Genomic DNA, 11,542 nt, shown 5'->3' with positions numbered 1-11,542 from the left:
TCCGTCGGAACCTGTCCGTCATGCCCATGGGGCGGCTGCCGCCGCGCCCCTACGGTCGGCCGCATGCGTTATCTCGCCCCGATCCTCATCGGTCTCGCCTACGTCCTGCTCATGTCCCTCGTCCGCGAACCGCACCGGCGCCGCCTCAACGCGGTGATGGTGGCCGGCGCGGGCGCCGCGTACCTGAGCGGCGGCGGCCTGGGCGGCTGGGAGTTCGCGTTCACCGCACTGGCCACCTATGTCGCCTACCGCGGCCTGGACTCCTGGACCTTCGTCGGCGTCGGCTGGCTGCTGCACACGGCGTGGGACATCGTCCACGACATCAAGGGCTCGCCGCTGATCCCGTTCTTCCTCGACTCGTCGTTCGGGTGTGCGATCTGCGACCCGGTGATCGCGCTGTGGTGCTTCCTGGGCGGGGTGTCGGTGTGGCGGACCGATGAGTTTCGCAAGGCGGTCCGGTCCACCCTCCTGAAGGACCCCGAGGGGACGACCGAACCGGTGCACCGGGAGGCAGCACAATGACTGGTACGACCGTGATCGACCTGGGCCCGCAGGCGAGGATCGTGGCGGAACTCGCGGAGCGGGTGACGGACGGGCAGCTCGCGGTGTCGACGCCGTGTCCGGACTACGCGGTCCGCCACCTGCTGGGCCATGTGGCGGGCCTGTCCGTGGCCTTCCGGGACGCGGCCCACAAGACTCTGGGAGCCACCACCGAGCACCGCCCCGACGCGTCCCTGCCGGCACTCGGACCGGAGTGGCGGCAGGAACTGCCCAAGGCGCTCGACGCACTGGCCGAGGCCTGGCGCGAGCCGTCCGCGTGGGACGGCATGACGCGTGCGGGCGGGATCGACATGCCGGGCGGCGTGGCGGGCGCGGTGGCCGCCGACGAGCTGGTCATCCACGGCTGGGACCTGGCCCGGGCCACCGGCCAGGAGTACGTCCCGGACCCGGTGGCGCTGGAGGCGGCGTACGGCTTCCTGCGGATGGTGGCGGAGGGCGACCGCGGCCCGTTCGGCCCCCTCGTACCGGTGCCGGAGAGCGCGCGGCTGCTGGACCGGACGGTGGGTCTGAGCGGCCGGGACCCGGGATGGAGGCCGTGAGGGGGGCGGGCCGTAGGGGGCGTGAGGCGGGAGGCCGGCCTCCAGGGGCCAAGGCGTAAAAGGACTCGATCCGTGAGCGGGCGGGGACCCGGATCCGTACTCTCCTCGCCATGCCCTTGAGCCTCACCGTCCTCGGCACCGCCTCTCCCCACCCTCGGCCCGGCCGCCCGTGCTCCGGTTACCTGCTGCGTGGCGGCGGCGCCGAGGTGTGGGTGGACGCGGGGACGGGGACCTTCGCGGAGTTGCAGCGGCACACGGATCCGGCGCGGCTCACGGCGATCTGGCTCTCGCACCTGCACGTGGACCACAGCGCGGACCTGCTGGCCGCCGCGTACGCCTACGCCTTCGGCGGACTGGCCCCGGCCGCCCCGATCCCGGTGTACGCGCCGCAGGAGTGCGCACAGCGCCTGGCGGGCTTCCTCGGGCGGCCGGATGTGCGCTTCCTGAGCGGGGTGTTCGACTTCCGGCCGCTGTACGACGGCCACGCCGTCCAGCACTGGAACCTGCGGCTGACCGCCCGGGCGGTGGTGCACGACACGGAGGCCTACGGTCTGCGCGCCGAGTGCCAGGGGAGCGTGCTGGCGTATTCCGGGGACAGCGGACCGTGCGCGGCCCTGACCGAGCTGGCCGCCCGCGCGGACGTCTTCCTGTGCGAGGCCGACCTCGACAGGCATCGCGAAGGCGAACGGGTTCACCTGACCCCCGAGGACGCCGGACGGATCGCTCGCGAGGCGGGCGTACGGGAACTGCTGATCACCCATGTGGGACCCGCCCTGACCCGCGAGACGGCAGCGGCCCGGGCGGGGGCGGTGTGGGGACGTCCCACCGGCGTGGCGCGGGAGGGGGAAACGCGAGGCTTCTGAAACAGCGGAGGCCGAACGTGATCAGCACCGGACCGGCGGACTCGGCAGTCGCCGCGACCGGCGTTCCGTGGCCGACGGGCGCCCGGCCCCGACCACCTTTGTCAGAAGCATTGACGAAACACAGCCGTCCTCCTACCTTCATCCGCGTCGTACTTCGTACGTCATATATGAGACGCGATACGCGAGATCAGATACGTCGGATCAGATACGTCAGATCAGGCCCCTGCCTGATACGTGACCCCGAGAGGCGCGCATGACCTCTGTGCCCATGCCGATTCCGTCCCGTACGCAGTTCGTGCTGGACGCGATCAAACACCGCATCCTCACCGGGCAGCTGACACCCGGTCAGGCCCTGGTGGAGACCGAGCTCGCCGCGCAGTTCGGGGTGTCCAAGACCCCGGTGCGGGAGGCGCTCAAGACCCTCGCGGGGACCGGGCTGGTCGTGATGAGCCAGTACAAGGGCGTCACGGTGCGCATGGTGGACGCGGACATGGCGCGCGAGGTCTACGACGTGCGGCTGCTCCTCGAACCCGAGGCGCTCAAGCGGGCCGTGCGGCGCGGCGCCTCCCTCGACGACGCCCGTGACGCCCTCACCCGCGCGGACAACGCGACCGACACCGCCGAACGCTCCCTCGCCAACCGCGACTTCCACCGCGCCCTCTACCTCCCGTGCGGCAACCCGCTGCTCGGCCGGATGCTCGACGAGGTCCGCGACCAGGCCGCCCTGGTCTCCGCCGTGGCCTGGGCCGCCTCCCCCTCCTGGGAGCAGGAGGCCGGTGAGCACCGCGAGATCCTGCGGCTGGCGCTCGCGGGCGATGCCGACGGCGCCGCCCGCACCCTGTACGCCCATATCGCGTCCTTCGTCGACCGGGCGTTCCCCGGGGCGGCCGACCAGGGAGGCCGGGAATGAGCAGCGTGGCGTTCGAGACCCAGCGGGCGGCCCTGGCCGACGTGGTGGCCATCCCGGTGACCCCCTTCGCCGCGGACGGCGGCGTCGACCAGGACGCCCACCGGGCCCTGCTGCGCCGGCTTCTCGACGGCGGCGTCCGCACCCTCACCCCCAACGGAAACACCGGCGAGTTCTACGCCCTCGCCCCCGAAGAGCGGCGGCTCGTCACCGAGTCGACGCTCGACGAGGCCGGGGACGCCGCGACGGTGCTCGTCGGCGTCGGGCACGACATCCCCACCGCGGTCGCCTCCGCCCGGCACGCCCGCGAGCACGGCGCACACATGGTGATGGTCCATCAGCCGGTCCACCCGTACGTCTCGCAGGCCGGCTGGGTCGACTACCACCGGGCCATCGCCGCGTCCGTCCCCGAACTCGGCGTCGTCCCGTACGTCCGCAACGCCCAGCTCCCCGGCGTCCGTCTCGCCGAACTCGCCGACGCCTGCCCCAATGTGATCGGCGTCAAGTACGCGGTCCCGGACGCCGCCAGGTTCGCCGCCTTCGCGCGGGACGCGGGGCTCGACCGCTTCGTCTGGGTCGCCGGGCTCGCCGAGCCCTACGCGCCCTCCTACTTCTCGGCCGGTGCCACCGGCTTCACCTCCGGCCTCGTGAACGTCGCCCCGGCCGTTTCGCTGCAGATGATCGAAGCGCTTCGATCCGGTGACTACCCGGCCGCCATGAAGGTCTGGGAACAGATCCGCCGCTTCGAGGAACTCCGGGCGGCCCACGGCTCCGCCGACAACGTCACCGTCGTCAAGGAGGCCCTCGCCTCCCTGGGCCTGTGCCGCCGCGACGTCCGCCCGCCCAGCAGGCAGCTGCCCGAGGAAGAGCGCGCCGAGGTCGCCGCCATCGCCTCCGGATGGTCCGTATGAAAAAGCCCGAGGAACTCAGAAGCCACCAGTGGTACGGCACCGAAGGGCTCCGCTCCTTCAGCCACCGCGCCCGCACCCGCCAGCTCGGCTATCTCCCCGAGGAGCACCTCGGCAAGCCGGTCATCGCGATCCTCAACACCTGGTCGGACATCAATCCCTGTCATGTGCACCTCCGTGACCGGGCGCAGGCGGTCAAGCGGGGCGTCTGGCAGGCGGGCGGATTCCCACTGGAGTTCCCGGTGTCCACCCTCTCGGAGACCTTCCAGAAGCCGACCCCGATGCTCTACCGCAACCTCCTCGCCATGGAGACCGAGGAGCTGCTGCGGTCGTACCCGGTCGACGGGGCCGTGCTGATGGGCGGCTGCGACAAGTCCACCCCGGCCCTGCTCATGGGCGCCGCCTCCGTCGACCTGCCCGCCGTCTTCGTGCCCGCGGGACCCATGCTCCCCGGCCACTGGCGGGGCGAGGTCCTCGGCTCCGGCACCGACATGTGGAAGTACTGGGACGACCGGCGCGCCGGCCTGATCGGCGACTGCGAGATGCAGGAGCTGGAGAGCGGGCTGGCCCGCTCGCCCGGGCACTGCATGACCATGGGGACCGCCTCCACCCTGACCGCCGCCGCCGAGGCGCTCGGCGTGACCGTCCCGGGCGCGTCCAGCATCCCGGCCGTCGACTCCGGGCACGACCGGATGGCGGCCCGGTCGGGCATGCGGATCGTCGAACTCGTCCACCGGGACCGGCGGCTCTCGCAGCTCCTCACCCCGGAGGCCTTCGAGGACGCCGTCACCACCGTCCTCGGGCTCGGCGGCTCCACCAACGCCGTCATCCACCTCATCGCCATGGCCGGGCGGGCGGGGGTGCGGCTCACCCTCGACGACTTCGACCGCATCGCCCGCACCGTGCCCGTCCTCGCCGACGTCCGCCCCGGCGGCCAGAAGTACCTCATGGAGGACTTCCACTTCGCGGGCGGCCTCCCCGGCTTCCTCTCCCGCATCCCCGACCTGCTCCACCTGGACCGGCCCACGGTGTCGTACGACACCTACCGCGAACAGCTCGCCGGCGCCCGGGTGCACGACGACGACGTCATCAGGACCCGCGACAACCCTGTCGCGGGAGAAGGCGGGGTCGCCGTGCTGCGCGGCAACCTCTGCCCGGACGGTGCCGTCATCAAGCACATCGCCGCCGAGCCGCACCTGCTCAGGCACACCGGCCGGGCCGTCGTCTTCGACGACTACCGGACGATGCAGCGCACCATCGACGATCCGTCCCTCGGGATCACCGCCGAGACCGTGCTCGTGCTGCGCAACGCCGGGCCCAGGGGCGGCCCCGGCATGCCCGAGTACGGCATGCTGCCCATCCCCGAGCACCTCCTCAAGCAGGGCGTGCGGGACATGGTGCGGATCTCCGACGCCCGGATGAGCGGCACCAGTTACGGCGCCTGCGTGCTGCACATCGCGCCCGAGTCGTACGTCGGCGGGCCGCTCGCCCTGGTCCGCACCGGCGACCTCGTCACCCTGGACGTCGAGGCGCGCACGCTCCGGCTCGACGTGGACGACGACGAGCTGGCGCGGCGCCGGGCGCAGTGGACACCGCCGCCCGCGCGGTACGAGCGCGGCTACGGCGCGCTCTACGACCAGCAGATCACCCAGGCCGACACCGGCTGCGACTTCGAGTTCCTGGCCCGGCCGGGAGAAGTCCCGGACCCGTACGCGGGCTGACCTCCCGACTTGCTCTGACGATCGTCGAAGCGCTTCAACCATGTGCATTTAGCAAGCGCTTCCCATGCTCCCTGCAACTGCCCCATCGCGAACGGAGAACAGGTCATGGCCCAAGCCGCAGCCGTGGCGAAACCGCCCGCGCCACCCCGGCGGCGCCGTGGCTCCGCGACGCCGCGCAGGCTGCCGTATCTGCTGATCGCCCCGGCGGCCCTGCTGATGCTGGGCTTCATCGCCTACCCGGTGCTCAGCGTCTTCTACTACAGCCTGCAGAACTACAACCCCACCAAGCCCTGGCGGAACGGCTTCGCGGGCCTCGGCAACTTCACGCAGGCCTTCGCGCACGACCCGCAGTTCTGGGACACGCTGACCTTCAGCGCCAAGTGGGTCGTGACGGAAGTCGGGTTGCAGCTGCTGTTCGGGCTCGCGCTCGCGCTGATCGTCAACCAGACCTTCGTGGGGCGGGCGCTGGGACGCGCCCTGGTCTTCTCGCCCTGGGCCGTCTCCGGGGTGCTGACCTCCGCGATCTGGGTACTGCTCTACAACTCCCAGACCGGCATCACGCGTTACCTCGCCGACGCGGGCATCGGGGCGTACGGCACGAGTTGGCTGTCGGACACCTCGACCGTCTTCCCGGCGGCCGTGGTCGCCGATCTCTGGCGGGGTGTGCCCTTCTTCGCGATCCTCATCCTCGCCGACCTCCAGTCCGTGTCCAAGGACCTGTACGAGGCGGCGGAGGTCGACGGGGCGAGCCGTCTCAAGCAGTTCTGGCACATCACGCTGCCGCACCTCAAGGACGCCATCGTGCTCTCCACGCTGCTGCGCGCGGTGTGGGAGTTCAACAACGTCGACCTGCTCTACACGCTGACCGGAGGCGGTCCGGCGGGGGAGACGACGACCCTTCCCCTCTACATCGCCAACACCAGCGTCGACGCCCACAACTTCGGCTATGCCTCCGCGCTGACCACGGTGGCCTTCGTGATCCTGCTCTTCTGCTCCATCGTCTACCTGCGGCTGAGCAAGTTCGGGGGCGGGGTCAAGTGATCACCGAGATCGCCCCCGAGGCCGAGCCCGCCGTGGCCGGGCCCGCCCGGCCGGGAAAGAAGCGCCGCGCCTGGGACGAGGTCCCCCGCTGGCAGATCTACCTCCCCCTCGGGATCTACCTCCTCTTCACCCTGATCCCCTTCTACTGGATCCTGCTCTTCGCCCTCCGCCCGGCCGGCTCCACCTCCCTCGTCCCCTGGCCGGTCACCTTCGACCACTTCCAAAAGGTGTGGACCGAGCGCAGCTTCGGCACCTACTTCACCAACAGCGTCTACGTCGGAGTCGCCACCCTGGTGCTGACCACGGTCGTCGCGCTGGCCGGCGGCTACGCCCTCGCCCGCTTCGACTTCCGGCTCAAGCGCGGCTTCATGCTGGCCCTGCTCTGCTCCCAGTTCGTGCCGGGCGCGCTGCTCCTGGTCCCGCTCTTCCAGATCTTCGCCAGGCTCCAGATGATCAACTCCCTCGGCAGTGTGATCATCGCCGAGACCGTCTTCCAGCTCCCGCTGTCGATGATCCTGATCAGCGGCTTCATCAGGAACGTGCCGTACTCCCTGGAGGAGGCCGCCTGGGTCGACGGCTGCAACCGGCTCACCGCCTTCCGGATCGTCGTCCTGCCGCTGCTGCGGCCCGGGCTGGTCGCGGTCGGCTCCTTCGCCTTCGTGCACGCCTGGAACCACTTCCTGTTCGCCCTGATGTTCCTCTCCGACCAGAGCAAGCAGACCATCCCGGTCGGCCTCAACACCCTGATGAGCGCCGACAGCGTGGACCTGGGCGCGCTGGCCGCGGGCGGGATCATCGCCGCGGTACCCGTCGTGATCGTCTTCGCCTTCATCCAGAAGTGGCTGATCACCGGCTTCAGCGCGGGGGCGGTGAAGGGATGAGACACCTTTCGGACCGCTCGGTGCAAACGCTTACCCTGCACCCAAAGATCGGCTGCGCAGGGAGAACGCTGTGAACTCTTCGACCATCGACCTCGTCCTGGCGGGCGCCCGCGGCCACGGCCGCTGGCACCTGGAGAACATCCGCCGGCTCCAGGAGAAGGGGATCGTACGGCTCGCCGGGATCTGCGAGCTGACCCCGCTGGGCCCGGACGAGCTGCCGGAGGGGCTCGGGCAGCCCGCCCAGTCCGCCGACTTCGGCGCCCTGCTGGATGCGACCGGCGCCCGGATCGCCGTGATCTGCACCCCGATCCCCACCCACACGGACCTGGCCCTGACGGCCGCCGAGCGGGGCGTGCACGTGCTCCTCGAGAAGCCGCCGGCGCCGTCGTACGCCGAGTTCCGGCGGATGGCCGACGGGGTCGCCAAGGCCGGTGTGTCCTGCCAGATCGGCTTCCAGTCGCTGGGCTCGCACGCCGTGCCCGCCATCCGGCGGCTGATCGCGCAGGGCGCCGTCGGTGACGTGGTGGGAGTGGGCGGCGCGGGTGCCTGGGCCCGCCCCGAGTCCTACTACCGCCGGGCGCCCTGGGCCGGCAAGCGGCGGCTGAACGGCGTCGACGTGGTCGACGGGGTCCTCACCAACCCCCTCGCGCACGCCGTCGCCACCGGCCTGGCACTGCTCGGCACCGACCGCGCCGAGGACGTCACCGGCATCGAGACCGAGCTGCTGCGCGCCAACGACATCGAGTCCGACGACACCTCCTGCGTCCGCGTCAGCACCCCGCGCGGCCCGGTCACGGTCGCCGCCACGCTCTGCGCCGAGGAACCGGGGGACCCGTACGTAGTGGTGCACGGCACCAGCGGCCGGATCACCCACTGGTACAAGCAGGACCGGGTGCTGGTGCAGCGGGCCGGCCACGGCCCCGAGGAGATCGAGTACGGCAGCACGGACCTGCTGGAGAACCTCGCCGACCACCTCACCACCGGCGCCGCCCTGCTGGTGGAGCCGGACGCGACCGGGGCCTTCATGAAGGTCGTCGAAGCGATTCGACTGGCCGACGACCCGGCCGCGCTGCCCGCCGACGCCTGGCACTACCTGCCCGAGGCGGAGCGCCGGGTCGTGACCGGCATCGACGCACTGGTCACGGCGTGCGCCGACACCCTCTCCCTCTACTCGGAAGTGGGCGCCCCCTGGGCTCCGCCGAAGGGGGTGAGTACATGACGGATGGCGGACAGACGTACACCAACCCCGTCCTGAACGCCGACTGGTCCGACCCGGACGTCGTCCGCGTCGGCGACGACTTCTACCTCACCGCCTCCAGTTTCGGCCGCGCCCCCGGCCTGCCGCTGCTGCACTCCCGCGACCTGGTCAACTGGACCCTGGTCGGCCACGCCCTCGAACGCCTCGAACCCGAGGAGCAGTTCGCCGCCCCGCGCCACGACCGCGGGGTCTGGGCCCCCTCGTTACGCCACCACGACGACCGCTTCTGGATCTTCTGGGGCGACCCCGACCACGGCATATTCCAGGTCAACGCCCCTGAGATCAGAGGCCCTTGGAGCCGCCCGCACCTGGTGAAGGAGGGCCGGGGACTCATCGACCCCTGCCCGCTGTGGGACGACGGGACGGGCGAGGCGTACCTCGTCCACGCCTGGGCGAAGTCCCGCTCCGGCATCGACAACCGGCTGACCGGCCACCGGATGCACCCCGACGGCACCTCGCTGCTGGACGCCGGCAAGGTGATCGTGGACGGGGACCGGTTACCGGGGTGGTTCACCCTGGAGGGCCCCAAGCTCCACCGGCACGACGGCTGGTTCTGGATCCTCGCCCCCGCCGGGGGAGTGGCCACCGGCTGGCAGGGCGCCCTGCGCTCCCGCGGCTTCTTCGGGCCGTACGAGGAACGGATCGTCCTGGAACAGCGGGACACCGACGTCAACGGACCGCACCAGGGCGGCTGGGTGCGGACCGGAGCCGGCGAGGACTGGTTCCTGCACTTCCAGCAGCGGGGCGCGTACGGCAGGGTCGTCCACCTCCAGCCGATGCGCTGGGGCGCGGACGGCTGGCCGGTGATCGGGGACGACGGCGCGCCCGTCGCCGTACACCCGAGGCCCGCCCTGCCGGAGCAGCCGCCGGCCGCGCCCGCCACCGACGACGCGTTCCCCGGCGGCCGGTTCGGCCGGCAGTGGCAGTGGACGGCCAACCCGGGGGCCGGCTGGGCCACCCAGCACTCCGGGGACGGCCTGCGGCTCGCCTGCGTGCGCTCGGGGGATGCGCACGACCTGCGCCGACTGCCGCACGTGCTGACCCAGCGGCTGCCCGGGACGCCGTGCGTCGTCGAGGTCGGACTGCGGCTGGACAGCGCCGAGCCCGGGGCGCGGGCGGGGCTTGCGGTGCTCGGGGACGCCTTCGGCTGGATCGGGCTGGAGCGCGGGCCGGGCGGAGCCGTGCGGCTCGTGCACCGGTTCGCGCAGGCCGCCGCCGACCGGGAACGGGACGCGGCCCCGGGCCGGCCGGCGCCCGGCGGACACGCCCGGCTGCGGATCGGGATCGGCGCGGGGGCGCGCTCCCGGTTCGCGTACGACGTGGGGGCGGGCTTCGTGCCGTCCGGACCGGTGTTCGCGGCCACGCCCTGGCGCTGGGTCGGCGCCCTGCTCGGCCTCTTCGCCGCCGCGCCCGAGGGACCGGGCGCCGCCGGGGCCGCCACCTTCACGCACTTCCGCGTCACCCCCTGCCGACACCGACAGAAGAGAGCCGATCAATGAAGAGCAGCATCCGCAGAAGCAGGCGCGCGGCCGTCGCCGTCGCTCTGGGTTCCGTGCTCGCGCTGACCGCCACCGCCTGCGGTGACGACGGCAGCGGGGGCGCGGGAGACAAGGGCGGCGAGGGCTCCGGGAAGGGCACGATCACCTTCTGGGACAACAACGGCGGTGTCCGCACCGACGTCTGGAAGGAGATCATCGCCGACTTCGAGAAGCAGAACCCCGACATCAAGGTCACGTACGTCGGGGTGCCCGCCGCCAGTGTCCAGTCCAAGTACGACACCGCCATCCAGGGCGGCGGACTGCCCGACGTCGGCGGGGTCACCACCGCGATGCTCGCGGAGGTCGCCGCGCAGGGCGCGCTGGAGCCGCTGGACAGCCGGCTCGCGAAGAGTTCGCTGAACGGCAAGCTCAACGAGAAGTTCCTGGACAGCGTGAAGTCCGCGGGCGGTGACGGGAAGACGTACTCCGTGCCGACCTCCGCGAACAACGGCACGCTCTGGTACCGGACCGATCTGTTCGGCGCGGCCAAGCTGGACCCGCCGACCACCTGGACGAAGTTCTACGAGGCCGCCGCGAAACTCACCGACCAGGCGAAGAACAGGTTCGGGTACACCATCCGGGGCGGCGAGGGATCCATCGCCCAGGCGCTGGACGCCGTCTACGGGCAGAGCGGGATCACCTCTTTCTGGAACGGTGACAAGACCACCGTCAACGACCCGAAGAACGTCGCCGCCCTGGAGAAGTACGTCGGGCTGTACAAGAAGGACACCCCGTCCGCCGACGTGAACAACGACTTCACCAAGATGGTCGCGCAGTGGGATTCCGGCACGATCGGGATGCTGAGCCACAACCTCGGTTCCTATGCCGACCACGAGAAGGCGCTCAGCGGGAAGTTCAAGGGAATTCCGAATCCGACGCTGGACGACGGCACCCGGGTGCAGGTCTCCAACCCCGTGGACGGTCTCGGCCTTTTCAAGTCCAGCAAGAACAAAGCGGCCGCCTGGAAGTTCATCGAGTTCGCCGCCGCGCACGAGGCCAACAGCAAGTGGAACGAGTCGGCGGGGCAGGTGCCGGCGAACAACGAGGCGGCGGGGGATGCCTGGGTCCAGGCGTCGGAGCCGACGAAGCTGGCCGCCGAGGCGCTCAACGGGGCGTCGACGAAGATCGTGCAGCTTCCTTACTACCTGCCGGACTGGAACACCATTTCCAAGGCGGACAACGAGCCGAACTTCCAGAAGGTGCTGCTCGGGAAGATGACGGCGAAGGAGTTCCTGGACACGTTGGCCGACCAGCTCGACAAGGCTCAGGCGGACTGGAAGCAGCACCACTGAGATCGGGTGGTTTCGGTTGTGGGGGGCTGCGGG

General features: G+C 71.2%; 11 protein-coding genes. All 11 read left to right on the top strand.

Annotated features, from left to right (window positions below):
* Window positions 1-63 precede the first annotated feature (63 nt).
* The 11 genes from ACWGKQ_RS19650 to ACWGKQ_RS19600 all read left to right on the top strand — a co-directional run bounded on the left by ACWGKQ_RS19650 (window position 64) and on the right by ACWGKQ_RS19600 (window position 11,509).
* Window positions 64-522 carry a DUF6010 family protein gene (locus ACWGKQ_RS19650; RefSeq protein WP_453293191.1) on the top strand — a complete coding sequence of 153 codons (459 nt, stop codon included), beginning with the start codon at window positions 64-66 and terminating at the stop codon, window positions 520-522.
* Window positions 519-1,100, top strand: coding sequence for a TIGR03086 family metal-binding protein (locus ACWGKQ_RS19645; protein WP_453293190.1), 582 nt, complete (start codon window positions 519-521; stop codon window positions 1,098-1,100). Before ACWGKQ_RS19650 ends, ACWGKQ_RS19645 begins: the two co-directional genes overlap by 4 nt.
* A 110-nt stretch (window positions 1,101-1,210) precedes the next feature.
* Complete coding sequence (locus tag ACWGKQ_RS19640) at window positions 1,211-1,963, top strand: MBL fold metallo-hydrolase (protein WP_453293189.1); 753 nt, start codon at window positions 1,211-1,213, stop codon at window positions 1,961-1,963.
* A 253-nt stretch (window positions 1,964-2,216) separates the two neighbouring features.
* Window positions 2,217-2,873 carry a GntR family transcriptional regulator gene (locus tag ACWGKQ_RS19635; protein WP_453293188.1) on the top strand — a complete coding sequence of 219 codons (657 nt, stop codon included), beginning with the start codon at window positions 2,217-2,219 and terminating at the stop codon, window positions 2,871-2,873.
* Window positions 2,870-3,781, top strand: coding sequence for a dihydrodipicolinate synthase family protein (locus ACWGKQ_RS19630; RefSeq protein ID WP_453293187.1), 912 nt, complete (start codon window positions 2,870-2,872; stop codon window positions 3,779-3,781). The genes ACWGKQ_RS19635 and ACWGKQ_RS19630 overlap by 4 nt, the downstream gene beginning before the upstream one ends.
* The gene (araD, locus tag ACWGKQ_RS19625; RefSeq protein ID WP_453293186.1) at window positions 3,769-5,499 is read left to right on the top strand and encodes an L-arabinonate dehydratase; all 1,731 of its coding nucleotides are present in this window, start codon (window positions 3,769-3,771) and stop codon (window positions 5,497-5,499) included. Before ACWGKQ_RS19630 ends, araD begins: the two co-directional genes overlap by 13 nt.
* A 105-nt stretch (window positions 5,500-5,604) precedes the next feature.
* On the top strand, window positions 5,605-6,540 hold the full coding sequence (locus tag ACWGKQ_RS19620) for a carbohydrate ABC transporter permease (RefSeq protein WP_453293185.1): 936 nt from the start codon (window positions 5,605-5,607) through the stop codon (window positions 6,538-6,540).
* The gene (locus ACWGKQ_RS19615) at window positions 6,537-7,421 is read left to right on the top strand and encodes a carbohydrate ABC transporter permease (protein WP_453293184.1); all 885 of its coding nucleotides are present in this window, start codon (window positions 6,537-6,539) and stop codon (window positions 7,419-7,421) included. Before ACWGKQ_RS19620 ends, ACWGKQ_RS19615 begins: the two co-directional genes overlap by 4 nt.
* Window positions 7,422-7,491: 70 nt before the next feature.
* Entirely contained in the window at window positions 7,492-8,640 is a 1,149-nt protein-coding gene (locus ACWGKQ_RS19610; protein WP_453293183.1) for a Gfo/Idh/MocA family protein, read from the top strand.
* Window positions 8,637-10,178 carry a family 43 glycosylhydrolase gene (locus ACWGKQ_RS19605; protein ID WP_453293182.1) on the top strand — a complete coding sequence of 514 codons (1,542 nt, stop codon included), beginning with the start codon at window positions 8,637-8,639 and terminating at the stop codon, window positions 10,176-10,178. The genes ACWGKQ_RS19610 and ACWGKQ_RS19605 overlap by 4 nt, the downstream gene beginning before the upstream one ends.
* Entirely contained in the window at window positions 10,175-11,509 is a 1,335-nt protein-coding gene (locus tag ACWGKQ_RS19600; RefSeq protein ID WP_453293181.1) for an ABC transporter substrate-binding protein, read from the top strand. Before ACWGKQ_RS19605 ends, ACWGKQ_RS19600 begins: the two co-directional genes overlap by 4 nt.
* The last annotated feature ends 33 nt before the right edge of the window (window positions 11,510-11,542 follow it).

The organism is Streptomyces sp. NPDC054770, assembly GCF_053611985.1.
This window is presented reverse-complemented; position numbering and strand designations above follow the sequence as displayed.